Genomic DNA, 24,651 nt, shown 5'->3' on the forward strand with positions numbered 1-24,651 from the left:
TCGTGCCTGACTACGCGCACGAACGCATTTGTAGTAAGCCGCAAAGGCGTCAGCCGAAGTGGCTCTACTCAGAAGGGCACTTCTGACTAAACCACCAAGGGTCAGAGCCATGGCAATTCAGTGATCCAAAAGCCAGCAAGCCTAACAGGCTTGCCGCCATATTCACTAATCACCTCATTTTTCATCCGCGAGTTTATTATCCTTCATAAAACTGGGCGGCCATTGGCAATTACCCCCGCAACACCCTCCACAGGATGCCCGGCCGCATCAGGCTTTGCGGCGGGGCCAGCAGGCTGGCCACATCGTTGAAGGCTCGGGCCACCACCGGATCGCGGTGAGCCGCCCGGTGCAGCCGCGCCATGTAGGCGTTGATGAAGTGGATAGCCGGCGTACGTTTCCCCTCGGCTTCCGGGAAGCGCAGGTCGCCGCTGACCACGATCTGCCAGGGGATGTCGATGCTCCGGGCTGCCCGCCGGAAGAAGCGCCGCCACAACCCTTCGCTTCCCCGCCGCAGCTCATCCTGCAGGTCCAGCGCCTCCATGGCCGCCACCGACATCCCCTGGCCGTAAATCGGGTTGAAACTGCAAAGGGCATCGCCAAAAACCAGGAAGCCCTCCGGGAATCGGGTCAGGCGTTCGTACCGCCGGCGCTCGTTGGCTCTGACCCGATAGGGGAGAAAATTGGAGAGCGGCTTGGCGTCTTTGATCACCTCATAGACCTCCGGCGCGGCAAGGCTCCTTGCAAAAGCCAGAAAGCCTTCTTCCTCCTGCGGCGGCGCGTCGCCGGCAAATCCGATCAGCGTGAGCGTCCAGCGCTCCCCTTCTTGAGCCAGCATGACGGCGCCTCGTTTGCGTTCGGGGGAAAGGGTGACGATGACCGCCTTCGCACCGTTCAGGTGCTCCGGGCGCCGGCGATAAAGCCGGGTTACACCGGCCAGGTTGACCGTCACCCGTTCCTCCTCCGGCGGCGTATAGCCCATCTCTTCCAGCCATTTCGGCGCCCGGGAGCCGCGGCCGCTGGCGTCCACCACCAGGTCGGCTTCCAGCACCTCTTCGGCGCTGCCTTCCGCCCGGCGCAGGAGGCGCACCCCGCTCACCCGGCCGGCCCGTTCCGATGGCACCAGGCCCAAGGCGTCACACTGTTGGATGGCGCAAACGTTGAGCAGTGCCAGCAGCCGCTGCCGCACGTAGCCTTCCAGCAGCGGCCGGCTGACCATCAGCGCACCGTTTCGCCCGTCCTCATTGGTGAAACGGGCGTGATAGCCGCCGCCGTCGAACCAGATCAGCTCGTTTTCGGGCCGGTCGAGGAAGGGCGCGCCCTGTGCCATCAGGTCGGCCGTCAGGCCGGGGAAGAACCCCTCCAGAATCTCGCCGCCCCGCAGCAGAAGCGCGTGGGTATGCCGGCCCTGGGGTACCCCTTTGCGGTTCTCGCCGATGGGCGGGAAGGCGTCCCGCTCGATGAGGGTCACCTCTTGGTAAAAGTCGGCCAGCGCTCGGGCGGCCAGCAGTCCACCCATGCTGGCTCCGATGACGATGGTATGGTTTTGACCTGCCATGATTTTCTCCTTTACGCTTCCAGTTGCTTTTGCAAGAACGGAATGAGCGCACCGGCCACGGCTTCAGGGTCGTCGGCGAAGGGCCAGTGACCGCTCTGCTCCAGAATCACGATCCGGGCGCGGGGGAAGAACTCCCGCTGCCGCTCGGCGAAACGCACCGGCACGTACGGGTCGGCTGCGCCCCAGATGACCAGGGCCGGCACGTCCAGTTGCCGGAAGAGCGCTCCCAGGGCCTCGGCCATCTGGCCGGGGTTGTCCGTGGCCCGGTAGAGGCGCAGCACCGCCCGTTTTGTGCCCCAGTCCATGTCTCGGTACATGCGGTCCACCATGGCTTTGGGCAGGCCGCGGGGGTTGGTGCGCTGGATCAAAAAACCAAACCCGAAGCGGGTCGTTGTGGCCTGGAAGAGCTCCCCCAGGAGCGGCGTGCGCCAGATGCGGGCCAGGGAGTGCCAGCGGTAGCCGGGCATGATGCCGATGTTGATCAGGGTCACGCTGCAGAGCCGCTCCGGGTGTTGGGCGGCCCAGGTCAGGCCCCACGGGCCGCCGAAGTCGTGCAGCACCAGGTGCGCCCGCCGCACCCTTAGGTGGTTGAGGATGCCGTCCAGGTGCCGGGCGTAGCCTTCCACGGTGTAATCGAAGTCCTTGGGCTTGTCCGCCTGGCCGAAGCCGGGCATGTCCGGGGCCACGGCCCGGGCGAGCTGGCCCACCCGGCCCAGCAGGTCGCGCCAGTCCTCCGACGAGCCGGGGTTGCCGTGGACGAAGACCACTGCCTCTTCACTGCGCCGGTCGCCGCTCTCCAGATAAGGGGAGCGGATGCCCTGATAGGTGACCGCGCCTTTGCATACTGTACCTTGACTCATCGTAGTAGCCTGCATACTTACCCTCCTTCCCCCCAGGCGGCCCGGAAGTTCGGCCCTGTGTCGAAAATGAAATCAAATCCTGGATGTGTACCGCCTTGCCCCGCCGCAGGGTGGTCACCGTCACGCCGCTGTTCTGCCCCCGCCGGCCCTGCCGGTTGACCACTTCCACGTCCCAGTGGGTGACCACCACGTTGTTGCCCACCATGTCGAACAGGTTGGCCACCGCGACCCGGTGCACGGTGAAGCGCAGGGTGGGAAACTGCGCAAAGAACTGCTCGAACCAGCGGGTCACCGCCTCCTTGCCGGAATGGACGCCGCTGGCGCGCACGTCGCCGGGGAAGACGAAGGTGACGTCATCGGCAAAGTTCGACAGCACCGCCTTCAGATCGTGGCGGTTGAAGGCCTGGTAGATGGCCGGGGTTTTTCGTTGGACAAGCCAGGCGCCGATCATGGTTGCCTCCCTGACTTATTGTTTACACGCCCAGGCGGCGATCAGCGGCGGGGTGATCAGGGTGCAGTCCTTCTCCACCGCTTCGCGTCGCATGCGCTCGGCCAGAGTGTCCACCTGCACCGCTTCAGCCGTGGCCACGCCGGTCTGCTGGATGAGGGGAAGCAAAGTACGAGTAATCTGTGCCACCCACTCATAGATGGGCGAATCCGCCCCGCGTTCGACCCGCAGCATCGCCAGCATCTGGGGCGCCGGCAGCCCTGCCCGCTGGAAAATCTGCCCCAACTTGATGGCCGTGCGGCCGTCGATGCCGGCGCGGGCAAAGGTCTGAGTGATGCGCGTTGCGGCGGCGACGTAGGTCTCGCAGATGGGCTGGCACATGATCTCCACCGGGGGCGCCGGCGCCAGGTCCAACTCCTGGAAGGCGACGATGCCGCCCGGCTTCACGAACGCCAGCAGCCGGCGCATCACGGCCGCCGGGTCGGGGAAGTACATCAGCACAAAGCGGCCGATCAGGGCGTCCACCGGCTCGCCGTCGAATTGAAAGTCGGCCAGGTCAGCGGCGATGAACTGCACGTTGCTCAGCCCGGCGCTTTGCGCCCGCTGTTGGGCCAAGGCGATGGCCTCCGCTGATTGGTCCACGCCGATGACCAGGCCCTCCGGCCCGACCAGCTTGGCCGCCAGGAACGACACGTCGCCCGCGCCACAGCCCGCGTCCAGCACTCGCATGCCGGGAGCCAGGCCGGCCTTGAGCAGCATGATTTCGGTCAGTTCGCCGAAGAAGCGCCCCTGCTGGACCAGCCGCTCCAGCTCGGGCTGCGAATGGCCCAGTACGTAACCGGCTACAGGGGTTTCCGTCCTTTTCATCTTCGATCTCCCACTTCACTTTTCCGTGTCGGAAGGGTCTTCCTTTTCAGGGATTTCTCCCCGGCACGGTCTACGAAAACGCCGGATTTTGCCAAACTGCCAGACGAAAATCTGCCGAATTTTTGCTAAAGCTCAGGGGATGGACTTCTTTCGGATGGGAGACACGGGGGATTTTTCGAGAAGTGAAGAGACAAGGCAGCACAGAATGCCCGAATTCCTGGCGCGGCCAAGCTGCAGATCGATAGAACACGGATTCAGAGATCGAACTGATTCGAACGGATGTCGATCTTGGATAAAATTCGGAGATTTAAAGTCGTCCGGAGGTTCGAAACGAGTCATTTCGCCGCAGGCAAGAATTTCATAAATTCAAAATGATAGGAGAGGCCCGCAATCCCGATCATAACGAAAGCTCGCCCTTTGGGGACAGCTTAAGGACTGATCCGTTCTTATCCGTGTGATCGTATCATCTGTGTTCTGTTTATCTGTGTTTTATCACAAATAACTTTGCCCAGATAATTGTTCGGCGCTAAGCAAGGTGATTGCGCGCGGAAGGCGGCGTTTACATCATCACTCAACACCGATTTTTTTCTTCGCCGGAACGGGATACAGGCCCCCCATACACCTCCTGCTGCCACAGCCACTCGGTGACGCGTTCGATGCCCTTGCTCAGGTGATAACGGTAGGTGCTGAAGGGCAGGCCGAGCTGCTCGGCGGCTTTCTCCTGCGATGGCGCCGGCCGCAGGTATGTGCGGCGCAGGGCCTGGTAGAGTTTATCGTCTTTTGGATGGCCCTGCATCATTTTGGCGGCTTCTTCGATCAGTTCTTGCAGGTCTTCGGTATCCGCTTGCAGCCCATAACGATCCCTGATCAGCCGGGAACGCATCAGGGGGTTGGTGCTGAGCCGATCCGGGCGGGCGAAATCGCGTAGCGCCCGGCGCACCGCATCGGCAAATTCCGGCTGGGAAAGGACCATCAGGGGCGGAGGCGAGGACTGGTGGACCGGTTCCGGCTGGAATTCCAGGTCGAGCTGTCGCTCCGCCAATATCTGGTTCCAGACCGACAGCGGTTCGGCGCGCCAATCGTGGGCAAAGCCACCGTAGCGCCGGCCACCCACGTCGAAGTCTGCTTCGGCAACGCGACAGAAATTGATGTAGGTAAACACGCCCTCCCAGGCGGCCGGGTCGGCCATGCAGCAGAAGGTCCAGGCCAGGTTGGGCGTGGTCAGCCAGGTGATCACGGTGTTCAGGGTGATCATGTTGTGGGTCAGGGGCGTCTGGTAGGCCTGGCGGCCCATCCAGAAGCGGGCAATCTGAATGCGTTCGCCGGGGCGCAGGAGGCCGTAGCGGCGCACAAAGGCCCAGATGGCGCGCACGGCCGGATCGGCCAGCTCGTCCTCCGGGGTGACTGTTTCCAGCAAGAGATTGGCGGCAAAGCCCAGAAGCTGAGGCCCCGGTCCCCGGTACACCACGAATGCCTGGGGCTGTCGCTGTAGCCAGTAGGCGGCAATGCGGGCCGAGTCCGCTCCTTCGTGCTGCTCCACCATGGCCAGAATGTGAGGATGATCTTGCGGTGCGGCTGGCTCGTTATAGGCACCGCCCATCACTTTCCAGTCATAGTAGGGTTTCATCAAAGGGTGGTGGCGTTGCAGGAAGAGTAGGTCGGAGAAAGCTTGTTGGCGGGCCAGGCCGCTGCTCGCCCAGAAGCTGCGGACTATGTGGCGGCGCACCTGGCGGTAGAGCTGCTTCCTGGTCTCCGGGTTGCGCCAGCGCAGGTCGGCCTCCAGTACGTCACGCACCAGATCGTGAGGGAAGATGCCCTGCGGGCCGGTCTCGATGAAAGAGAGTCCGCGCAGCCAGGCGAAGAGGGGCAGCGCAGCTTCCTCTCCCATCACATCGACCAGCAAGGCTTCGGTCGTCACGCGGGCCAGGGCGCAGACTTCGAGGGCCTGACGATGCTGGGGAGTGGGCACGTCTTGCAGGAAACGTTGCATCAGCAGGTGGACCACGTCTGGAGCGTGTTCGAGGCTGATGGCTTCCGGCTTGGTCGCGCCCAGCGTCAGCCAGTCGGCCAGCAGGACCAGGGCCAGGGGATGCCCGTAGGCGACCTCAAGTACCGCCTCCTGAAGCATTGCGGGCACATTCAGTGTGGTGAGCAATTGCCGGCTTTCTTCCGGGCGCAGGTTGCGCAGGGAGACAACGCGCGCCAGCTCGCGCCAGGCCGGATCCGAGCGCCAAGGCTCCGCAGGCGGCTGGCGACCAGCGATGACCACCAGCAGATGCGCGGGCAACGCCGGCAAGAACGTCTCTCGCAGCCAGTCATCCAGAGCCGTCAAGCGCTCATAGGTGTCGAGGATGAGCACGGCGGGAGGCAGATCGGCCAAGGCGTTCAGGGATAAGAGAGGCGCTTCCGGGTCAATGGTATGAGAGAGGGCAAGGAGAAAACCCTGTGGGGAAGGCTCAATATCCCGTCCGTCCAGACGGTAGACCGCGCGGCCATGTTCAGCTGCCAGACGGGCATATTCGCACAGCAAGGTGGTCTTGCCGACGCCTCCGGGGCCAAACAGATGGAGCACGGCAAAAAGCGGTTCTTTGGCTGACAGCGCCTGACGGAACAATTCCAATTCAGCGCGGCGACCAACGAAGAAGCGTCGGCGAGATGCGGTCAGCCACTCGGACGCGCGCGAGGGGCGAGACGTTTTTTCCTGCTTCGTCATGCGTTCTGACATGGGTTGTCACCCCAATGCAGCCCAACGGTCGGGTTTAGCCGCGTTGCGGAGCGCAGCGGAGCAACATCGGCTGCAATCTGGTGCTAGCCGACAGTTCCAATTCACCGCTCTTCCATCGCCGCCCTCAACACAGCAATGTCGATTTTTTTCATCCCAAACAGAGCAATGTTCATGCGCTCCGCTTTCTGCCGGTCCGGGCCCTGGTCGACTTCCCAGACGAAAGAAGGCACGATTTGCCAGGACACACCGAAGCGGTCCTTAACCCACCCGCAATGCTGTTCCTCGCCATCTTCGGAAAGAACCTCCCAGAGCCTGTCAATCTGCTCCTGGGTCTCGCATGAGACATAGAGGGACATGCTCTCGTGGAACTTTCCGAAGTAAGCCCCACCCCGGAAGGCCACCACTTCCTCCCCATTGAGCGTGAAGCGAATGGTTTTCACGTCACCGGCCACGCCGGGCATGATATCTTCGGACATCTCTGGCACCTGCCGAAGCACTGCAATCTCCTGTTCGCCGAAGAAACTTCTCCTCAAAATCTTCGAGTTCCCGAACACATTGTTGAAGAGTTCGACGTATGTGGCGACAGCTTCCTCGAGGTTATTGTTGAATCCCAGGCACACAGTAATAGTTTTCATAGCTAATCCTCATTGATTGAGTTTATGGAGAGCTGAATGGTGCTCGTGCACAATCTGCCAGGCACCGTTGCGCTTCGTTAAGCCCAACATCAGAAAGAATAGCTCCCAACTCTTCCGATACTCGTCGATCCTTTCGGATTGAAGGGGCTTGGAGACGTCGAACATAAGCACGGACGCTGAATGGTTAGCAAGGATGCCATCCATATCACCACGCTGAATGGCCCGTTCCCAAGAACGGATCACGCTCTCAATTTCTGCTTTGTTTCTAGAACCTATCTCACAAATAGTGTCTCAGCAAGATGATGCAGGCAAGCTGTACGAAGCCCAGGTAGTTCTCCAGATGGCGTTCGTAACGAACCACCAGCCGTCGAAAGTTGCCCAGCCAGGCAAACAGGCGCTCGATCTTCCAGCGTCGCTTGTACCGGCGCAACTTCCGACCATCCTGGGTACGTGGCTTACGCCGGTTCCTCCGGTGGGGCGCCATCATTTCGATCCCACAGGTCGCCAGGCGGGCATCCAGCGGGTCACTGTCATAGGCCCGGTCGCCGATCAGCCGCCTGGGCAGTCCCGACGCAAAGCAGGCCGCCAGCGTCGGCCCTGGCCAGCCTCACTTCGTGCGGGCGAGCACTTGTGACGCATACGGCGATAGGAATACCAGCGCCTCTGCCACTGCCATGACCATCGCAGCTTTGCCCCGCTTGGTCTTTCCCACCTCATTGCCCCTTTTTTGGCCACCACGAAAGTGCCGTCGATGAAGCACTCCTCCAGATCCAGCTTGCCGCGTGCCTTCAGGTCTTCAGCCAGGGCACGCAGCATCGCCGCCATCACCCCCATCTTTACCCACCGCCGGAAACGGCGATGGCAGGTCTGGTAGGGGGATATCGCTCGGGCAAGTCTTTCCACGGTGCACCGGCCCGCACCACCCACAAAATGCCGTTGAGCACTTCCCGGGGATCCCGCCACGGACGCCCCCGCTTGCGGGTCAGCTTGCGCTCTTCCTCAGGCAAGAAGGGGCTCCAGTACGGCCCACTGTTAGTTGGTCAAGTCCATTGCGCCTCACCTCGTTCATCGTGGTGAGCATCGTATACATCACTCCCGAGCTTTTATGAGATACGTTCTAGAACTTATCCGGAAAATTAAGGAGTGATCTGGTAAGCCGGCGCTTCGCTTTCGCTCCGTGCCTGACTACGAGCACAAACGCGTTCGTAGTAAGCCACGAAGGCACCAGCCGAAATGGTATCTGACGGCATAGTTGAGGGATTACGACCTTGCCGGGCACAGGCTACCCCAAATGCACGTTTTTATTATCTACTTCAATTAGCCCTGTTGTATTTTACCGACGGTTGTTCTTCACCCACCAAGCATGCCAACCTCTATGTGGTACAACATCTTGCTGGCCGGCCAGCCCGCCGAAGGTGCTCCCAACCCGCTGGTCACCTTCCTGCCGCTGATTCTGATCTTCGTGGTGTTCTATTTCTTCCTGATTCGTCCTCAGAAGAAGAAAGAGGAGCAGCGGCAGAAGATGATCGCGGCGCTCAAGAAGGGCGACAAGGTGGTGACCATCGGCGGCATTCACGGGACGGTTACCCAGGTGGACGATACCAGCATTCTGCTGCAGGTCGATAGCAACACGAAGCTGCGCGTCGAGAAATCGGCCGTGGCTACCGTGCTCTCCAAAGACTGAGGCGAGAACCCGAAACGCCTCGGTCGGTTCAAACCGCACCAGCCGACCAATTTTCAGGCGTTTGCCATGGCTGAAAAGCCGATGAACCCGCATTCCGAGCAGGCCGCCTGCCCCTGCTGCAACGGTGCGACGTCGGAAGCGCCGGAGGCGTCGTCCGAATCGTTTCGTTTCGACACGATCGAAGACGCCATTGCCGACATCCGGGCGGGCAAGCTGGTCATCGTCGTGGACGACGAGGACCGGGAAAACGAAGGGGATTTCATCGGCGCGGCCGAAAAGATCACGCCCGAGCTGGTCAACTTCATGACCAAGTACGGGCGCGGACTCATCTGCGTGGCGCTCACGCCCGAGCGGACGGTCGAGCTGGATCTCGACCTGATGACGCCCACCAACACGGCGCTGCACGAAACGGCCTTCACCGTGTCGGTCGATTACCGGCACGGCACCACGACGGGCATCTCGGCCGCCGACCGGGCCGCCACGATCCGAGCGCTGGCCGACCCATCGGCCCGACCGGAGGACTTCGCGCGGCCGGGACACGTCTTCCCGCTGCGGGCACGTCCGGGCGGTGTGCTGCGCCGGGCCGGCCACACGGAGGCCGCCGTCGATCTGGCGCGGCTGGCCGGACTGTACCCGGCGGGCGTGCTCGTCGAGATCCTCAACGACGACGGCACGATGGCCCGCGTGCCCGAACTCATGGAGATCGCCCGGCGCTTCGGACTGCGCATCATCACGATCAAGGACCTGATCGCCTACCGGATGCGCACCGAACGCCTGATCAACCGGCTCGTGGAGGTCGATCTCCCCACTAAATACGGCCATTTCCGCCTGATCGCCTACGAGGAACGCTACACGGGCGATGTGCACCTGGCGCTCGTCAAGGGCACCTGGACCGAAGACGAGCCGGTGCTCGTGCGCGTCCACTCGCAATGCGTCACGGGCGACATCTTCGGCTCGCTGCGCTGCGACTGCGGCGAGCAGCTCGCGGCGGCCATGCGGCGCGTCGAGGAAGAAGGCCGGGGCGTCGTGCTCTACATGAAGCAGGAAGGACGTGGTATCGGGCTCGTCAACAAGCTGCGGGCTTACAAGCTTCAGGATGAGCAGGGCCTCGATACGGTCGAGGCCAACCTGGCGCTGGGCTTCCAGATGGACCACCGCGACTACGGGATCGGATGCCAGATCCTGCGCGACCTCGGCATTCGCAAGCTCCGGCTGATGACGAACAACCCGCGCAAGCGTGTCGGGCTGGCCGGCTACGGTCTGGAGATCGTCGAGCGCGTGCCCATCGAAATCCCGCCTAACGAGGTCAACCGCCGCTACCTGCTCACCAAGCGCGACCGCATGGGCCACCTGATCCTGAACCACCTGGACGCGCACGATCAGGAAGCCCTGGGCCAGATCTTAAAGTAACGTTTCAATTATAAAAGGTTTTTTGCAGGAACGACCTTTGAGCCTTTCCCGTTGCCGAAACAAGCAACCATATTAACCAGAGCCCATTTTGTCACATGGACACGCCGGAAATGCAGCAATTCAAAGGAAGCTGGCAACAGCTCAAAGGACGCCTGAAGGAGATATGGGGCGTCCTTAGCGACGACGAGCTCGATCGCTTCGAAGGAAAATGGGATCAGCTGGTCGGCTATATTCAGGAGAAAACGGGAGAGGCGCGCGAAATCATCCAGCAAAAACTGGCGGCATTCAGAAATTCATAATCCTCCCTCCGATAACGGATCGTCTTCAGACGATCCGTTATTTTCTTCGCGGAAATGCTGGTAGCCGGCGGGCTCCAGCGGGATGATAGCCCCTTCAGGCGTCTGGACCTGAACGCCCTGGTCGGCCGGTAGAAACTCGCCGATCACGTTGAACGAAGTCGGGTCGAGCAGTTCGAGCTGTTCGGGCGGAAGCGCAAACAGGAGCTCGTAGTCTTCGCCGCCAAACAGCGCGTAGGTATCCACGTCTTCGGCAAAATGGTCGGCCACCTCGCGCGTTTCGAGCGCTACCGGGATGGCCGAGGCATAGACGATGGCGCCACAGTTACTGTGGCGGCACAGATGGTGCACTTCGGAAGCCAGGCCGTCCGACACGTCGATCAGCGCCCGGGGGCGCACCCCGCGATCACGCCAGTCGCGGATCACGTCGAGCCGCGCTTCGGGTAGCAGCTGGCGCTGAATCACGTAGCGGTATGGCTCCAGATCGGGCTGGTAGTCCGGGCCTTTTTCCTTCAGAGCGCGGCGCTGCTCCAGTAGAATCTTCAGTCCGGCGTACGCGGCGCCCAGATCGCCCGAGACGCACAGCAGATCGCCGGGACGGGCCCCGCGTCGGAAGATGACGTCTTCCATCCGGGCCTCGCCCACCACGGTCACCGAAATACACAGCGTGTGGGCGGCCGTCGTGTCGCCGCCCACCAGCACCAGCCCGTACTTTTCACAGGCACGGCGGACCCCCCGGTAGAATGCCTCCATCATCTCGACGGAGATTTTCGCGGGAATGCCCACCGCGATCGTCGCATACCGGGGCTCGGCGTTCATCGCCACCACGTCGCTCACGTTGACCGCGATGGCCTTGTAGCCCAGATGCTCCATGGGTGTCATCAGGCGGTCGAAGTGCACGCCTTCGAGCAGCGCGTCGGTCGTGATGACGTGCACGGTCTCCTCGTCGGGCAGGCGATAGACGGCCGCATCGTCGCCGATGCCCATGATCAGATCGGGATCCGACAGATCCGCGACGATCGTCTGCAGCCGGTCGATCAGACCGAATTCGCCGACTTCGTTGATAGGAGTAAAGGTTTCGCTCATGGTCGTTTCGGGTCAGGCGGGAAGGCAGAGCTTGCCGAGCAGGGTCGGTCGGCGTGCTCCGGTCACGCTCGGAAGGTTCGTGGGCACGCCGTTCAGCAGCTCATGCGCCAGAACGGCAAAACAACACGCTTCCTTGGCGTCGGGATCCAGGCCGTAGTCGGACACCGAGCGTACCGGGATCGGCGAAAAGTACCGTTCGAGCAGCGCCATCAGCGTGCGATTGTGCACGCCCCCGCCCGATACGATCAGCACGTCGAAGGGGTGGGTTTCCCGCACATAGCGGGCATAGGCCTGATAGACCGAGGCGGCCGTCAGTGCCGTCAGCGTGGCGATCTGATCGTGCGGGTCGGTCACGCCCAGCGCCTCGGCCTTCTCTAAAAAAGCCGCGAGAAATACCTCGCCGAAGTATTCGCGGCCGGTGGATTTCGGCGGCGGCTTGAGAAAGTAAGGGTCGTAGAGCAGTTCGGCGAGCAGGCTTTCGTCGGGGCGTCCCTGAGCGGCGTAGCGGCCGTCCGGGTCGTAGGGCGCGCCGAAGCGCCGCTGCGCAAGCGCATCGATGAGCATGTTGCCCGGACCGGTATCGAAGGCACGCACGTCTTCCGGGCGGGCGTCGGCCGGCAGGACGGTCAGGTTGGCGATACCGCCGATGTTGAGCAGGCCGCGCGTTTCCGCCGGATGCGTGAAGTACACGTAGTCAAAATAGGGCACAAGCGGCGCGCCCTGCCCGCCCAGCGCCATGTCGGCCTGGCGGAAGTCGCCCACCACGGGCACGCCCAGCAGGTTGGCCAGCACCGAGGGATCGCCAATCTGCAACGTGGTCGTCACGGCCGCGCCGGCACACTCGGTGGGTTCCGGGATGTGATGAATGGTCTGGCCGTGCACGCCGACGAGGTCGAGCGCTTCCCGGGGGCGTCCGGCCTGTTCCAGTACGGCTTCGACGGCCTCGGCGTAGAGCTGTGCCAGTCGGGCGTTGAGCAACGCCAGCTCCCGCACCGAGGACGTTTCGGGCGTGCTGTTGCGCAAGAGCAACGTACGAAGCGCTTCGGGAAACGGGCGGTGGATGAAGGCTTCCAGCGAAAGGTGCAGGTTGCGGCCGCTTCCTTCCAGATACACCAGGGCTGCGTCGATGCCGTCCAGCGAAGTGCCGCTCATCAAACCCACGACATGGCGGCCGGTGCTCCACCAGAGCCGCTGCCAGCGTTCCGGGATACTCATGGACTGGCCTGACCTGCTGCTTTTGCGCGCATTTTTGCGGCCTGCTCGCGGTAGTGGGCCGCTTTTTCGGGGTGCTGCAGCGCCAGCTTTTCGTAGACGCGGGCCGCCTCTTCGTACTGCTGTTGCGCCTCGTAGATGCGTGCCAGCGTCTCCGAAACCAGGTCGTCCACGTCGTTTTCCAGCTCCGGCGGCGGAATGTCGTCCAGGTCGGGACGTGGTTCGATGCGGGCTGATTCCAGTTCGGCGATCAGCCGATCCAGGTCCAGATCGTCCAGAGCGGGCCGGTCTGGTTCGGCCGAAGACACAGCGGCAGGGCCATCGTCCGGCTGCGATGCGCGCCCGGCCGCGCGGGCCAGTTCCTGCAGCGGATCCGGCAACGCGACCGAGGGGTCGGCCGTTTCTTCTGTCGTGACAGGCTGCACCACCCGACGAAGTGCCGTCCGGATGCCTTCCTGCACCACGGGACTGTCGGGAAGCCAGAAGGCCACGCGTTGCCACACGGTCAGCGCCTCGTCCCAGCGATCCACGGCCTGCAGTGCACGGGCCAGCAGCACCTGCACGGCGCCCCACGCCGGAAACTGCTCGGCCAGCTGGTAAAGCGTGGGAAGCACCTCGCGGGCCTCTTCCGTCTCGATTCGTCGGGCAATTTCCCTCAGCTCAGGAAGCGGCATGGTTTCGGTGGTCGGATGGCGGACGCAAATCGCTTCGGTACCGGAGTGCAACGCTGAAAGATACAACGATTTTTCACCGGTTACCAGTTAGAAGTGGCCGCCGTGAAGATGTCGTCGGCCAGATTGCGAAGCACCAGCCGGGCCGTTTCTTCTTCGCCGGCCAGTCCCTGGGCTACGGGATCGTACTCCTCGAAGGCCGAAAAACTCCGCTCCAGCAGCACCTGATCGTTGACCTGATCCACGTAGCGCACCGTGACGGTGATGGTCACCCGGTTACGCTCGGCGCGTTCGGCCCCGCCGACGGCCGTGGGCTCGTTCGTGTACCGATCGATGCGCACTTCCAGCAGGGCGTCGGCCGCCTCCGGATCCGGTTCGAGCGTCAGCCGCGTCTGGTTCACGAAGCGCTCGATAAGCAGCTCGGTGAGTTGTTGATCCAGGTTGGTAAACGGGCTGTTGCTCCGGTCTTCGACCAGCGGGATGGCGATCGTCTGCAGATGCGACGGGATGGCGGCGCCGGTGAAGCTGTAGTAGGCGCACCCGCCGAGCGCGAGCCATCCGATCCACCAGAGCCACACCCACCGCCTACAGCGCCTCATCGATCTCCTTCAGCTTGCGGTAGAGGGTGCGCTCGCTGATGCCCAGCGCCCGGGCGGCCTGCCGCCGGTTGCCGCCGTAGCGCTTGAGCGCTTCGACGATCAGCATGCGCTCGGCCTCGGCCAGCGTGGGCAACCGCTCGCCGTTCAACAGGCCGGAAGCCGGCGATTGCTCAGCCGTCTTTTGCTCGTGTTGATCGGTTGCCGCTTCTCGCAGCGTCTCCTGCTCCGACTCCCAGTGATCGTGCGTTTCAACCGGCTCGAAGTCCAGTTCCTCTTCGAAGGGAACGTCTTCCACGAAGTCCGCATCCTCGGCCTCCGTCCAGGAAGGCGAGGGGCGGAAGGCCGGTTCCTCGGACGGAGCCGGGAGCTGCTCGGGTCGCCGCACCTGGCCGGAGACCAGCCGATGCAGCAGCGCCTTGATCTCGTGCATATCGAGCCGCAGCTCCAGCAGCAACCGGTAGATCAGCTCACGCTCGCGCGGGTCGCCGCCGTGCTCCGATGGGCGACTGACCGGCATCAGGCTACGGCCGGCGCTCACGCCACGCAGCAGTGGCCGCAGGTCCTCGGCCGTAATGGTAGTTTTGGTCAGCAGCACGGCCACCTGCTCGGCCACGTTGCGCAGCTCGCGCACGTTGCCCGGCCAGTGATAGCGGAGCAGCAACTGGCGGGCGCTTTCGTCCAGCCGACGCAGCGGCGTGCCGTAGCGCTGAGCCGCCCGGTGCAGGAAATATTCGAACAGCGGGATGATGTCTTCGCGGCGCTCGCGCAGCGGCGGAATCTCGATGATGACTGTACTGATACGGTAGTACAGGTCCTCGCGGAACTGCCCGGCGCGGACGGCCTTCGCCAGATCCTTGTTCGTCGCCGCAATGATGCGCACATCGGTTTTGATGGGACGGCTGGAGCCCACCCGCGTGAACTCGCCGGTCTCCAGCACGCGCAGCAGCCGCACCTGGGCGGCCAGCGGCATCTCGCCGATTTCGTCCAGAAAGATGGTGCCGCCGTCGGCCTCTTCGAAGTACCCTTTGCGGCGCTCGACGGCGCCGGTGTAGGCGCCTTTTTCGGCACCGAACAGCTCGGATTCGATCAGGCCCTCCGGAATCGCCCCGCAGTTAACGATCACGAACGGCCCATGACGGCGCGGACTCATCCCGTGAATGGCGTGCGCGATCAGCTCCTTCCCCACGCCGCTTTCGCCCTGCAGCAGCACGGTGATGTCCGTGCGGGCCACCATGCGGGCCCGGTCGATCACGTTCCGGATGGCCGCCGATTGCCCGACGATCCCGAAGCGCTGCTGAATGGCTTCTCGGTCCATGGCTTAAGAGGGCACGCTGCAGGCTTGTTCGATTGCGTTTCCGGAAAAGCGCCGGCTTTCATCTCCAGACCGGCCAGCCGGGCCAACCGTTCCCGTGTCCGGATAATACAAAACGGCGTCGCCGGAAATGGTTACAGCCCGGTAAAAGACCGACATGCTGCTCAGACCAGGGCCGGTTCTGTGTGGGCCGATTCGGCCAGCGTCGTGCGTCCCAGCGGCTCGCCGAAGAGCGTGGCCGACGTGCAGTCGGTGATGCGTACGCGCACATAGTCGCCGGGACGGAAGTCATGGCGGTCGAAGACCACCATTTTGTTCGTATCGGTACGCCCGCAGAGCTGCTCCGGGCTTCGCTTGCTGGGGCCTTCCACCAGCACCGTGTGCACGCGGCCGATCTCCTTGCGGTTGTTCTCCAGCGAGATGCGCGTCTGCAGTTCGATAATCTCCTGCAGCCGCCGCTTTTTCACCTCCAGCGGCACGTCGTCTTTGTACTTGCGGGCGGCATAGGTGCCGGGCCGCTCCGAGTACATGAACATGTAGGCGTGGTCGAAGCGGACTTCTTCCAGGAGCGAGAGCGTATCCCGGTGTTCTTCTTCGGTCTCCCCGCAGAAGCCTGCGATGATGTCGGTCGAGAGCGAGATGCCCGGCACGATGCGGCGTGCCCGCTCCACCAGCGCCAGGTACTGCTCGCGCGTGTAGGTGCGGCGCATGCGACGGAGCACGTCGGTGTTGCCGTGCTGCACGGGCAGGTGGATGTAGTTGCACACGTTGTGCCGCTCGCGGTGCACGTGCAGCAGCTCGTCGGAGCAGTCCTTGGGATGGCTGGTCGAGTAGCGCACGCGCAGCTCCGGCGAGATCAGACTGACGCGGTAGAGCAGTTCCGGGAAGGTGACGACGGTGCCGTTTTCCGTGTAGCGGTACGAGTTGACGTTCTGGCCCAGGACGGTCACCTCCCGGTAGCCTTCCTCCACCAGGCGGGCACATTCGTCCAGAATGCTCTGCACGGGGCGGCTGCGCTCACGTCCGCGCGTGAAGGGCACCACGCAGAAGGCGCACATGTTATCGCAGCCGCGCATGATCGACACGTAGGCCGTCACCCCGTTCGAGTCGTAGCGCACCGGGGCGATGTCGGCGTAGGTCTCTTCGCGCGAGAGCTGTACGTTGACGGCCGCCTGGCCGGTCGTTTCGGCCTCTTCCAGCAGACGCGGCAGGTCGCGGTAGGCGTCGGGTCCGACGACCAGATCGACGAGCTGCTCCTCTTCCAACAGCTTGTGCCGCAGGCGCTCGGCCATGCAGCCCAGCACGCCGATGCGCAGGCCGGGCCGCTGCTTCCGCTTATGCGCCCGGAAGATGTCGAGCCGATGCCGCACCTTCTGCTCGGCGTTTTCCCGGATGGCGCACGTGTTGAGCAGCACGACGTCGGCCTGCTCCGGGTCGCGCGTCAGCCCGTAGCCGTGCGCGCGCAGAATGGCCGCCACGATCTCCGAGTCGGAGACGTTCATCTGGCAGCCGTAGGTCTCGATGTACACCTTGCGCGCTCCCTCCGCCTCCTCGGCCGTCAGCCTGGGCGCGTCCAGATCGTCGAGAATTTCCAGGTCCTGAATCAGGTTCATAACCCACCGCGTATTAAGCGCTTTCCAGCGGGGAAGATGAACGCAGGGCGACGGCCTTCGGGTCCCGGCCGTGCATCAGCCATCCGATCACGTACTTGCCGATCATATCGAATTCGAGATTGACCGGCGTGCCCGGCTGCCAGGTCGAAACGTTCGTCTTCTGAAACGTGTGGGGAATGATGGCCACCGTGAGCGTCTCCTCTTCGAGCCGGGCCACGGTCAGGCTGATGCCGTCGATCGCAATGGAGCCGGTGGGAATCAGGTACGGGCGAAACGCCCGGGGAAAGCGGATGCGGTAAAGGCGGTCGGTTTCCTCCACCTCGACGGATACCACCTCGCCGGTGGTATCGACATGGCCTTGCACGAAGTGACCGTCCAACCGGCCGTCGGCGGGCAGGGCCCGTTCCAGGTTGACGGGCATGCCTTCGGTCAGGCGTCCCAGCGTCGTCTTGCGCAGCGTCTCTTCCACTACTTCGACGGTGAACGTCTGCGCATCGGCCGCTACCACGGTCAGGCAGACCCCGTTGACGGCCACGCTCTGGTCAGGACGTAACGCGCCGGCAAAATTTGCCCGGATCGTCAGCCGACGTCCGCCGCCCAGCGGATCAATCCGGGCAATCTGTCCCACTTCTTCGATGATGCCGGTAAACATCGCGATCCGGGCATATTTATTGTTTGTCTGTCAGGTGTAGCGTTGGGGTACCGTAAGCGGTCGGGGAAGTTTCGGGTGCGTGTTTACCTGCCGGATAGATCAGTTTATCGTGCACGATGTCGAACGCGATTCCTGAATACATCTACGAAAGTGTCCGTTCGTTGCCACCGCTACCGGCCGCCGTCGAACGCCTGCTGGCCATGTCGCGGGAGCCGGAGGTAGATTTTCGGAAAGTATCGCAGGTCATCGAGTCGGATCCGGCGCTGACCGCTCGCATTCTTCGGGCGGCCAACTCGGCCTTCTATGGCGTTTCGCGGCGCGTGCAGACGGTGCGGCAGGCCGTCGTGCTACTGGGCCACGAAGTGGTAATCAACCTGGCGCTGGGCGTTTCGGTGCTCAACCTGAAGCGCAACCTGCTCAAGCAGTGGCCCGGTGATCCGGCCGCCTTCTGGCGGCACAGCCTGAGCGTAGCCTTGATGGCCCGCGAGCTGGCCCGCCAGCTCAAGCTGGCCGACACCGAAGGCGCCTTCGTGGCGGGTCTGTTGCACGACATCGGCAAACTGGTGCTGCTTTCCCACCACGGGGTCGTGTACGCACAGACGCTGCTGGCCGCCCGCCAGAGTTCCGATCCGCTCTACCTGCTGGAACGCGAACTGTTTGAAGTGGACCACGCCGCCGCCGGCTATGCGCTGTGCCAGCACTGGAACCTGCCCGAAGCGCTGGCGCAGGCCGTTGCCGAACACCATGCCGACGAGCCGCCCGCCAGCGGCACCATTGCCGAACTCGTCTACGACGCCAACGAACTGATCAAACGGCTGGGACTGGGCGACAGCGGCAATGCCTTTACCACCCTTCGAACCGGTCCCCTCCCGCCACATCGCCGCCTCACGTTCGATCGCCTGCAGGAGCTTGTCCGACAGCTCATTTCCGAGCTGGAACAAACCGAAGCCATTCTGGAAGGACCTTCCCATCGGGAGGCACTCCCCACGCTTCCGGCCCGCTCGCGCGGAACGGTCCACCTGCATCTGCGCGATCCGCAGATGGTTGACCTGCTGCGCGTGGTGCTCTGGGCGATGGGTTACGAAGCCGTCGTGATTGGCGATGCCGAGTCCTCTCCGGCTTCCTCCCCCCGTCTGCTGGGACTGATCGCCGACACGTCGATTCCGGCCACGCGACGCTTCGCCTACGAGCAGCACGGCATTCCGGTACTGACCGAGCTGTTTCCACCGCATACGCCGCACGTGGACCTTGCCGCGCTGCGTCGGCGGCTGGTGCAGGCCTTCAATCACCAGACCACCACGGCCTCCTGAGCATCAGCCCGCGCGGCTATAGCCCAGAAACAGCAGGTCTTCGCCGACCTCCACCCATCGGTGCGTCTCGAAGCGCGGTCCTTCGTCCACCGCGCGCACGCCCAGATCGTTCAACAGCGGCACGCCCTCTCCAAAAAGACGCGGCGCGATGAACAGGAAAAAGCGATCGACCAGCCCCTGCCGGAACAGCGCCGTGGCCAGACGGGGACCGGCCTCGACAAGCAGGGATTGCAGGGGGCGGCCGTCGGGTCCGCCTTCGCGCCCCAGTCGCTCCAGCAGGGCCTCCAGATCGAGGTGCCCATCCCGAAGCGGGAGCGTCCAGACGCGGCCGCCTGCTTGCAGCAGCGAAGCGGCATAGGCCGGTCGCGCGCCGGGTCCGACGATGGCCAGCGTGCGGGCCGCCTGTTCGTCGGTAAAGAGCCGAAGCGTCGGCGGCAGACCGCCGGTCCGGTCCAGCACGATCCGCACCGGCTGGCGTCCTTCGACGTGCCGCACGGTCAGCGCCGGATCGTCGGCGGCCGCCGTACCACTGCCCACCAGCACGCCGTCGAGCACGGCCCGCCAGCGATGCACCAGCTTCCGTGCCCGTTCCCCCGAGATCCAGCGCGACTGACCCGTACGTGTGGCGACAAAGCCGTCGAGCGTCTGTGCCATCTTGAGCGTGACCAGCGGCCGCCCGGTCTCCACATGGTGCACGAACGCCTCGTTGAACCGACGGCAGGCCGCCTCCAGCACACCCACTTCCACCTGTACCCCGTGCGCCCGCAGCCGGGCAATGCCCTGTCCGGCCACCTGCGGAAACGGATCGACCATGCCCACGACCACGCGGGGAATCCCGTGCGTGATGATAAAATCGGCGCAGGGTGGCGTTTTGCCGTAATGGGCGCAGGGCTCCAGATTCACGTACAGCGTGGCCCGGCGCAGTGCTTCGGGACCGTGGCACCGCAACGCTTCCTCGATGGCCACCCGCTCGGCATGCGGTCCCCCGTAACGGTCATGCCAGCCTTCGGCCAGCACCTGCCCGTCGGGATCCACCAGCACGGCCCCCACCATGGGATTCGGGCTGACGCGGCCGGCGCCACGAAAGGCCAGCTCCAGGCAGCGCACCATGAAGCGCTCGGCCTCGGTGTGTGCCGTCAGATCTCCCGGATGTAGTCCGGCCGCGAGGGCCCATCCAGCATCCATTGTTCGAAATAGAAACGTTCTTCGGTGCGCGCCTTCTGATACGGCACCAGGAAACGCCGCACGCCCGGCACAGGATGCGCCCGCAATGCCGCCTCCAGTCGCTCCAGCAGCGGCTCCGGGGCAAACAGGTGCCAGTCGTACCCGTGATGGGCCGGCTCGCGCAGTGCCACCAGACAGCCGGCCTCCAGCAGGCGGCGCAGGAGTGGAAGCCGGCCCTGATCGTCCGCCGTGGCCAGCGGCGCCGGATCGACCGGCAACAGCTCCGAGGTAACGCCTACCAGCGCCGCCGTTTCGGCGGGCGCCTCGAGCACCGTCGACAGCGTCTCGGCCGCAAGCGGCCGTACCGATCCCGACGGGGTCACCTGCCACCAATGCGGCCAGCGCTGCAATAGCGAAAGGAGCGCCGGGAGAAAGGCTTCCGGGCGCAGGGCCGTCAGCCCGATGCGCAGCGTATCCAGATCCGTTCCGGCCAGATAAAGGCGATAGTAGCGGGGGGTGTCGGGCGGCGCCGGCCAGACGAACGCGTCCGGTTCCAGCGCGGCCGGCTCCTCGTAGAACACTTTGAGGATCTGCGTCACGACGTCGGTGCGGTGGTGATTTCGGACGATTCCGGTTTGCGATCGGCCTGCAACCGGGCCATTACGCTGCGAGCCAATGCCGGCAGGTAGGCGTCGGAGCCGTCGGCAGCATGGCGCACGATGGCATGGCTGCGCGGAATCACCATGTCCACGCGCTCGACGCTGCAGAGCCACACGCGCACCTGCGTCGGATCGATTTCGGGGGGCAGGAGCAGATCGGCCGTGAAGCCCGGCGGAATCACACAGCCCATCGGCTGCTGCCAGTCGCCCGCCTCGATCTTCTGCACAAAAAGCATCTGGCGGCCTTCGTGGTGCACGCTCAGCCGACGACCTTCGAGCCGGATCTGCAGACCGTCGAGGCGCGCCTCGCCCGGTCGGTAGGGCGCCAGCGGCAGCGGGGCGGCATCGTAAGGCTGCGCGTAGGCATCGACGATCTCCAGAAACTGGCTGGTGTAGTCCTTCAACCAGCCACAGTAGCTGACCGTGCGTCCCTGTCGGTTGACTTCGACCACCACCTGGCGGAACAGGTGGGCTTCCAGCAGCGGATCGAACGCATTGCCCACCTGTCCGATCACCTCGCTGGAGAGTGCCCGCACCTGCGCCTCCGGCGAGCCGCTCAGGACGGCCGCGCCGGGACGCCGCGCCCTGACCGCGCCGATGATCAGGCCAATTCCTTCCAGCAACGCATCGCGCACCATGCCCATCCAGTTGCGCAGCTGGCGTCCGATGCGCCGCCAGAGGCCGGGATTGACGGTTCGGGCGATGATGGCCTCCCGGCGCCGCTGCGCCTCGGGCGTCAGCCCTTCGGCATACCGGTAGAGCGCCTCCATCGCCTCAAATTGATCCCGGTAGAAGATGAAGGAGCGTTCCAGATGGCCGGCCGGTGCTACGACGGGCGTCTCGTATTCGATCTCGATGCCGGTGGGATAGACGCAGACCCGTCCCCACACCAGATCGCCGCCCTGCTCGGCCAGCGTCACGGTAAAGCCGTCGAAGTCGCGCAGGCAGCGATCGCGCCGCCGAGTCCGGACCAGCGCCAGCACCGTGGCCAGCGCCAGCAACGTAAGCAACGTCCACAGCGTGGCATCCATGGCCCGCTCGGTTTATCCCGCGCGGCGCTGCACACGACACCCCGGGTTCAAGGTTCCTCCTTTCCGGCAACCGATTCGTTACGAGACAGACTCGGCCAAAACTGTATGAAGGTGGCCCATCGCGTCGGAACCTGATCCCCCGCCATTGCATTGTATGGCAGTGCTTTGCTACTGCCCGGTAGCTTAACTGGCAGAGCACCTGACTCTGGATCAGGGGGTTGGAGGTTCGAGTCCTCCCCGGGCAGCCTGAAAAGAAAAAGGCGACGCGCAATTTCGACGCGTCGCCTTTTTCTTTTTCGGATTTCGTCCTACTGCACGTCGATTTCCGTCTGCAACCGCAGGTCGCGGGAGGAAGCGCCCACGTAAAGCGGCCGGCGCCCGATGGCCTTCACCCAGGCATGGTCTTCGACCGACCAGTACGAAAGCGCGCGGCCGTCGATGCGCACGGCCACTTCCTGCGCCTCGCCGGGCGCGAGCGTCACGCGCCGGAAGCCCACCAACTGGCGCACGGCCATGGGCACGGGGGGATTTTCCGGCGGCCCCAGATAAACCTGCGGCACGTCGCTACCGGCCCGATCACCCGTGTTGCGCACCACGAAGCGCACGACGAAGCCGTCGCCGTCGGGCTCGACGCGCAGGTTCTCGTAGGCGAAGGTCGTGTAGGAAAGTCCGTGGCCGAAGGGGAATAGCGGTTCGATCTGCTGCGCGTCGTACCAGCGGTACCCTACGAAGATGCCCTCATCGTAGCGCGCCGTCAGATCCACGCCCGGGTAGCGCTCCGGCGAAGCCGTCGGCGCATCTTCGGCGCGACGCGGGAACGTGACGGGCAACCGTCCTGCCGGATTGGCGCGGCCGAGCAGCACGTCGGCCGTGGCCCATCCGCCTTCCTGGCCCGGATACCACATCAGCAGGATCGCACCAACGCGCTCGGCCCAGGGCATCAGCGTGGGCGCCCCTACGTTCATCACCACCGTCGTTCGCGGATTGGCCGCTGCCACGGCCTCGACCAGCGCGTCCTGGTCCGGGTGCAGCGCCAGCGTCTCCCGGTCACGCCCTTCGGTCCCTTCCTCATAGACGAACACGATCGCCGCGTGCGCCGCGCGGGCGGCCTCTGCCGCTTCCTCCAGAAAAGCCGCCCGCCGCTCTGGCGTCACCCAGGCCAGCCGCACCTGCACCGGATTCTGTCCGGCCGGCAGGAACGGCAGCGACGGCACCTGGCCCGAGATCTGCACCGTCAGCGAGAGCTGCTGCCCGGCCTGCAGTTCGATCCGATAGGTGGCGTTTTCCAGGCTGTCGGCCGTCGGGATCAGGCTGGCATCGCTGAAGAACATGCCCGTACGCAACACCGGCTGGCCGTCGATCGACAGCGTGCCGACGCCCCCGGCCGTCTGCAGTTTGAGTTCATAGACACCGGCGGTCGGTGCCGTCAGCGTGCCGGTCCAGGTCCACTGCGATCCGGCCGGCAGCGCCCGCTCGCCGGTAAAGTCGATCAGGGAATCGACCTGCGTTGCGCCGTCGGCGCCCTGGCGGAGGAGTCCCGGCTGTCCGTCGGGCGTCCGGAGGGCCGAGGTGGGCACCGGCACACCGTCGAGGTCGATGCCCGGCACGTAGCGAATTTGGGCCTGTGGTCCGGCCAGTTCCTGCAGCGCCGCCAGCGTGGACGTGGTGCGGAAAGGCCGCACGCGGGAGCTCCCTCCACCGCCGATAAGCGGCCGCGTAGCCGTGGGGCCGATCACGACCAGGTGCTGCAGATCACGTTCGCTCAGCGGCAGCGTCTGGTTTTCGTTGCGGAGCAGCACGGCTCCGGCTTCGGCCACCTCGCGCGCGACGGCCGCATGCGCTTCGATGTCGATCTCCGGCGGAGTCGATTCGCCATCCAGCAACCCGAACTGCTCCATCTGCACCAGAATGCGCCGCACCGCCCGGTCCACATAGGCCTCGTCGATCCGCCCGGACTCGACGGCTGCCAGGAGTGAATCGGCGAAGACGGCCGGTGCCAGCGGCATGTCGAGCAAGCTGAACGGAATCGTGTAGCCCGGCATTTCCTGATCCAGCCCGCGCACGAGCGATTCCAGGCTGTGCCCGGCGAACCAGTCCGTCATTACCCAGCCCTCGAAGCCCCACTCGTCGCGCAGGATGTCCGTGAGCAGCATTTCATTGTCGCAGACGTAGGGGCCGTTCACCCGGTTGTAGGCGCACATGACGGCCGCCGCGCCTGCTTTGATGGCCGCCTCGAAGCCCGGCAGGTAGATTTCCCTGAGCGTGCGCTCGTCCACCACCACGTTCACCCGCATTCGATCGTTTTCAAAGTTGTTGGCCACGTAGTGCTTGACCGTGGCCATCATGCCGGCGTCCTGGATCCCCCGCACCTCGGCGGCCACCATCTCGGCCGAAAGCAGCGGGTCTTCGCTGAACGTCTCGAAATTGCGGCCCGCCTCGGGCACGCGCACGATGTTGACCATGGGGGAAAGCAGCACCTCATGCCGGCGTGCCCGGCCTTCGATGCCCATCACGTGGCCGTAGCGATAGGCCAGCTCGGGATCGAACGAAGCAGCCAGCGCGACCGGGGCCGGAAGCGCCGTGGCCGGATGGCGTGTGCGAATGCCGGCCGGGCCGTCGGTCAGCCGCATCGCAGGAATGCCCAGGCGAGGCACACCGGGCACATACCCGGCGCCCGCCTCGCCGGTCGGGTCGATCGCCCCGTGCAGCAACGAGATTTTTTCGGCCAGCGTCATGGCCGCCAGCAACGAATCCACGCGGGACGATTGCGCCCGCACGGCCGCGGCAAAAACCAGCCCGAAGAGCAGCGTCGTAACAAGATGCTTCATGACCGGTCAGCGTTTGATCAAATGGTTTGACGAG

General features: G+C 64.1%; 21 protein-coding genes, 1 tRNA gene and 1 pseudogene. 5 read left to right on the plus strand and 18 right to left on the minus strand.

Annotation, left to right across the window (positions count from 1 at the left end; all coding sequences use genetic code 11):
• Positions 1-229: 229 nt before the first annotated feature.
• The 7 genes and pseudogenes from GYH26_RS11170 to GYH26_RS11200 form a co-directional block, all read right to left on the minus strand.
• Entirely contained in the window at positions 230-1,555 is a 1,326-nt protein-coding gene (locus GYH26_RS11170; protein ID WP_161541716.1) for an FAD-dependent oxidoreductase, read from the minus strand.
• 11 nt (positions 1,556-1,566) lie between these two features.
• Positions 1,567-2,415 (minus strand): alpha/beta fold hydrolase, encoded by an 849-nt coding sequence (locus GYH26_RS11175; protein WP_161541717.1) that lies wholly within the window; start codon positions 2,413-2,415, stop codon positions 1,567-1,569.
• Positions 2,330-2,866 (minus strand): nuclear transport factor 2 family protein, encoded by a 537-nt coding sequence (locus GYH26_RS11180; RefSeq protein WP_161541718.1) that lies wholly within the window; start codon positions 2,864-2,866, stop codon positions 2,330-2,332. Before GYH26_RS11180 ends, GYH26_RS11175 begins: the two co-directional genes overlap by 86 nt.
• A 15-nt stretch (positions 2,867-2,881) precedes the next feature.
• On the minus strand, positions 2,882-3,730 hold the full coding sequence (locus GYH26_RS11185) for a class I SAM-dependent methyltransferase (RefSeq protein ID WP_161541719.1): 849 nt from the start codon (positions 3,728-3,730) through the stop codon (positions 2,882-2,884).
• Positions 3,731-4,301: 571 nt separating this feature from the next.
• On the minus strand, positions 4,302-6,443 hold the full coding sequence (locus GYH26_RS11190; protein ID WP_161541720.1) for an ATP-binding protein: 2,142 nt from the start codon (positions 6,441-6,443) through the stop codon (positions 4,302-4,304).
• Positions 6,444-6,556: 113 nt separating this feature from the next.
• A complete protein-coding gene (locus GYH26_RS11195) occupies positions 6,557-7,090 on the minus strand; it encodes a VOC family protein (protein ID WP_161541721.1) in 534 nt (177 codons plus the stop codon).
• 277 nt (positions 7,091-7,367) lie between these two features.
• Positions 7,368-8,110, minus strand: a pseudogene (locus tag GYH26_RS11200) (IS5 family transposase).
• A gap of 355 nt (positions 8,111-8,465) precedes the next feature.
• On the opposite strand from GYH26_RS11200, the gene yajC reads away from it, so the two are divergent.
• From yajC to GYH26_RS11215, 3 genes are all read left to right on the plus strand, one after another.
• On the plus strand, positions 8,466-8,774 hold the full coding sequence (gene yajC, locus GYH26_RS11205; protein ID WP_012844547.1) for a preprotein translocase subunit YajC: 309 nt from the start codon (positions 8,466-8,468) through the stop codon (positions 8,772-8,774).
• A gap of 66 nt (positions 8,775-8,840) precedes the next feature.
• The gene (locus tag GYH26_RS11210; RefSeq protein ID WP_161541722.1) at positions 8,841-10,184 is read left to right on the plus strand and encodes a bifunctional 3,4-dihydroxy-2-butanone-4-phosphate synthase/GTP cyclohydrolase II; all 1,344 of its coding nucleotides are present in this window, start codon (positions 8,841-8,843) and stop codon (positions 10,182-10,184) included.
• 95 nt (positions 10,185-10,279) lie between these two features.
• A complete protein-coding gene (locus tag GYH26_RS11215; protein WP_014066461.1) occupies positions 10,280-10,483 on the plus strand; it encodes a CsbD family protein in 204 nt (67 codons plus the stop codon).
• Here the strand turns inward: GYH26_RS11215 and thiL are convergent.
• The 7 genes from thiL to GYH26_RS11250 form a co-directional block, all read right to left on the minus strand.
• Complete coding sequence (gene thiL / locus GYH26_RS11220) at positions 10,478-11,566, minus strand: thiamine-phosphate kinase (protein WP_161541723.1); 1,089 nt, start codon at positions 11,564-11,566, stop codon at positions 10,478-10,480. The genes GYH26_RS11215 and thiL overlap by 6 nt on opposite strands.
• Before the next feature lie 12 nt (positions 11,567-11,578).
• Positions 11,579-12,781: an anhydro-N-acetylmuramic acid kinase gene (locus GYH26_RS11225; protein WP_161541724.1), complete on the minus strand. Its 1,203-nt coding sequence runs from the start codon at positions 12,779-12,781 to the stop codon at positions 11,579-11,581.
• A complete protein-coding gene (locus GYH26_RS11230; RefSeq protein WP_161541725.1) occupies positions 12,778-13,452 on the minus strand; it encodes a tetratricopeptide repeat protein in 675 nt (224 codons plus the stop codon). The genes GYH26_RS11225 and GYH26_RS11230 overlap by 4 nt, the downstream gene beginning before the upstream one ends.
• 80 nt (positions 13,453-13,532) lie before the next feature.
• Positions 13,533-14,048, minus strand: a complete 516-nt coding sequence (gene lptE, locus GYH26_RS11235) for an LptE family protein (RefSeq protein ID WP_161541726.1) — start codon at positions 14,046-14,048, stop codon at positions 13,533-13,535.
• Positions 14,035-15,363, minus strand: a complete 1,329-nt coding sequence (locus GYH26_RS11240; RefSeq protein ID WP_161541727.1) for a sigma-54 interaction domain-containing protein — start codon at positions 15,361-15,363, stop codon at positions 14,035-14,037. The genes lptE and GYH26_RS11240 overlap by 14 nt, the downstream gene beginning before the upstream one ends.
• A 161-nt stretch (positions 15,364-15,524) precedes the next feature.
• Positions 15,525-16,973: a tRNA (N6-isopentenyl adenosine(37)-C2)-methylthiotransferase MiaB gene (miaB, locus tag GYH26_RS11245; protein WP_161541728.1), complete on the minus strand. Its 1,449-nt coding sequence runs from the start codon at positions 16,971-16,973 to the stop codon at positions 15,525-15,527.
• Positions 16,974-16,986: 13 nt separating this feature from the next.
• Positions 16,987-17,625 carry a riboflavin synthase gene (locus GYH26_RS11250; protein WP_161541729.1) on the minus strand — a complete coding sequence of 213 codons (639 nt, stop codon included), beginning with the start codon at positions 17,623-17,625 and terminating at the stop codon, positions 16,987-16,989.
• 116 nt (positions 17,626-17,741) lie between these two features.
• Between GYH26_RS11250 and GYH26_RS11255 the strand changes: the two genes are divergently transcribed.
• Positions 17,742-18,935, plus strand: coding sequence for an HDOD domain-containing protein (locus GYH26_RS11255; protein ID WP_161541730.1), 1,194 nt, complete (start codon positions 17,742-17,744; stop codon positions 18,933-18,935).
• A 3-nt stretch (positions 18,936-18,938) separates the two neighbouring features.
• Here GYH26_RS11255 and ribD read toward each other — a convergent pair whose 3' ends face one another.
• From ribD to GYH26_RS11270, 3 genes are read right to left on the minus strand one after another with little or no spacing between them, the layout of a single operon-like run.
• Positions 18,939-20,120: a bifunctional diaminohydroxyphosphoribosylaminopyrimidine deaminase/5-amino-6-(5-phosphoribosylamino)uracil reductase RibD gene (gene ribD, locus GYH26_RS11260; RefSeq protein WP_242006396.1), complete on the minus strand. Its 1,182-nt coding sequence runs from the start codon at positions 20,118-20,120 to the stop codon at positions 18,939-18,941.
• Complete coding sequence (locus tag GYH26_RS11265) at positions 20,072-20,698, minus strand: hypothetical protein (RefSeq protein ID WP_161541731.1); 627 nt, start codon at positions 20,696-20,698, stop codon at positions 20,072-20,074. Before GYH26_RS11265 ends, ribD begins: the two co-directional genes overlap by 49 nt.
• Positions 20,695-21,789, minus strand: coding sequence for a hypothetical protein (locus GYH26_RS11270; RefSeq protein WP_161541732.1), 1,095 nt, complete (start codon positions 21,787-21,789; stop codon positions 20,695-20,697). The genes GYH26_RS11265 and GYH26_RS11270 overlap by 4 nt, the downstream gene beginning before the upstream one ends.
• Before the next feature lie 172 nt (positions 21,790-21,961).
• Between GYH26_RS11270 and GYH26_RS11275 the strand changes: the two genes are divergently transcribed.
• Positions 21,962-22,034, plus strand: a tRNA-Gln gene (locus GYH26_RS11275).
• Between the two features lie 63 nt (positions 22,035-22,097).
• Here the strand turns inward: GYH26_RS11275 and GYH26_RS11280 are convergent.
• Entirely contained in the window at positions 22,098-24,617 is a 2,520-nt protein-coding gene (locus tag GYH26_RS11280; RefSeq protein ID WP_161541733.1) for a glycoside hydrolase family 3 protein, read from the minus strand.
• Positions 24,618-24,651: the final 34 nt, after the last annotated feature.

Source organism: Rhodothermus marinus (assembly GCF_009936275.1).
GTDB classification, from domain to species: domain Bacteria; phylum Bacteroidota; class Rhodothermia; order Rhodothermales; family Rhodothermaceae; genus Rhodothermus; species Rhodothermus marinus_A.

What these genes read in the sequence shown, in the direction of transcription:
- GYH26_RS11170 (WP_161541716.1), bottom strand. Translation starts at nt 1,555, where the DNA reads ATGGCAGGTCAAAACCATACCATCGTCATCGGAGCCAGCATGGGTGGA.
- GYH26_RS11175 (WP_161541717.1), bottom strand. Translation starts at nt 2,415, where the DNA reads ATGAGTCAAGGTACAGTATGCAAAGGCGCGGTCACCTATCAGGGCATC.
- GYH26_RS11180 (WP_161541718.1), bottom strand. Translation starts at nt 2,866, where the DNA reads ATGATCGGCGCCTGGCTTGTCCAACGAAAAACCCCGGCCATCTACCAG.
- GYH26_RS11185 (WP_161541719.1), bottom strand. Translation starts at nt 3,730, where the DNA reads ATGAAAAGGACGGAAACCCCTGTAGCCGGTTACGTACTGGGCCATTCG.
- GYH26_RS11190 (WP_161541720.1), bottom strand. Translation starts at nt 6,443, where the DNA reads ATGACGAAGCAGGAAAAAACGTCTCGCCCCTCGCGCGCGTCCGAGTGG.
- GYH26_RS11195 (WP_161541721.1), bottom strand. Translation starts at nt 7,090, where the DNA reads ATGAAAACTATTACTGTGTGCCTGGGATTCAACAATAACCTCGAGGAA.
- yajC (WP_012844547.1), top strand. Translation starts at nt 8,466, where the DNA reads ATGTGGTACAACATCTTGCTGGCCGGCCAGCCCGCCGAAGGTGCTCCC.
- GYH26_RS11210 (WP_161541722.1), top strand. Translation starts at nt 8,841, where the DNA reads ATGGCTGAAAAGCCGATGAACCCGCATTCCGAGCAGGCCGCCTGCCCC.
- GYH26_RS11215 (WP_014066461.1), top strand. Translation starts at nt 10,280, where the DNA reads ATGGACACGCCGGAAATGCAGCAATTCAAAGGAAGCTGGCAACAGCTC.
- thiL (WP_161541723.1), bottom strand. Translation starts at nt 11,566, where the DNA reads ATGAGCGAAACCTTTACTCCTATCAACGAAGTCGGCGAATTCGGTCTG.
- GYH26_RS11225 (WP_161541724.1), bottom strand. Translation starts at nt 12,781, where the DNA reads ATGAGTATCCCGGAACGCTGGCAGCGGCTCTGGTGGAGCACCGGCCGC.
- GYH26_RS11230 (WP_161541725.1), bottom strand. Translation starts at nt 13,452, where the DNA reads ATGCCGCTTCCTGAGCTGAGGGAAATTGCCCGACGAATCGAGACGGAA.
- lptE (WP_161541726.1), bottom strand. Translation starts at nt 14,048, where the DNA reads ATGAGGCGCTGTAGGCGGTGGGTGTGGCTCTGGTGGATCGGATGGCTC.
- GYH26_RS11240 (WP_161541727.1), bottom strand. Translation starts at nt 15,363, where the DNA reads ATGGACCGAGAAGCCATTCAGCAGCGCTTCGGGATCGTCGGGCAATCG.
- miaB (WP_161541728.1), bottom strand. Translation starts at nt 16,973, where the DNA reads ATGAACCTGATTCAGGACCTGGAAATTCTCGACGATCTGGACGCGCCC.
- GYH26_RS11250 (WP_161541729.1), bottom strand. Translation starts at nt 17,625, where the DNA reads ATGTTTACCGGCATCATCGAAGAAGTGGGACAGATTGCCCGGATTGAT.
- GYH26_RS11255 (WP_161541730.1), top strand. Translation starts at nt 17,742, where the DNA reads ATGTCGAACGCGATTCCTGAATACATCTACGAAAGTGTCCGTTCGTTG.
- ribD (WP_242006396.1), bottom strand. Translation starts at nt 20,120, where the DNA reads ATGGATGCTGGATGGGCCCTCGCGGCCGGACTACATCCGGGAGATCTG.
- GYH26_RS11270 (WP_161541732.1), bottom strand. Translation starts at nt 21,789, where the DNA reads ATGGATGCCACGCTGTGGACGTTGCTTACGTTGCTGGCGCTGGCCACG.
- GYH26_RS11280 (WP_161541733.1), bottom strand. Translation starts at nt 24,617, where the DNA reads ATGAAGCATCTTGTTACGACGCTGCTCTTCGGGCTGGTTTTTGCCGCG.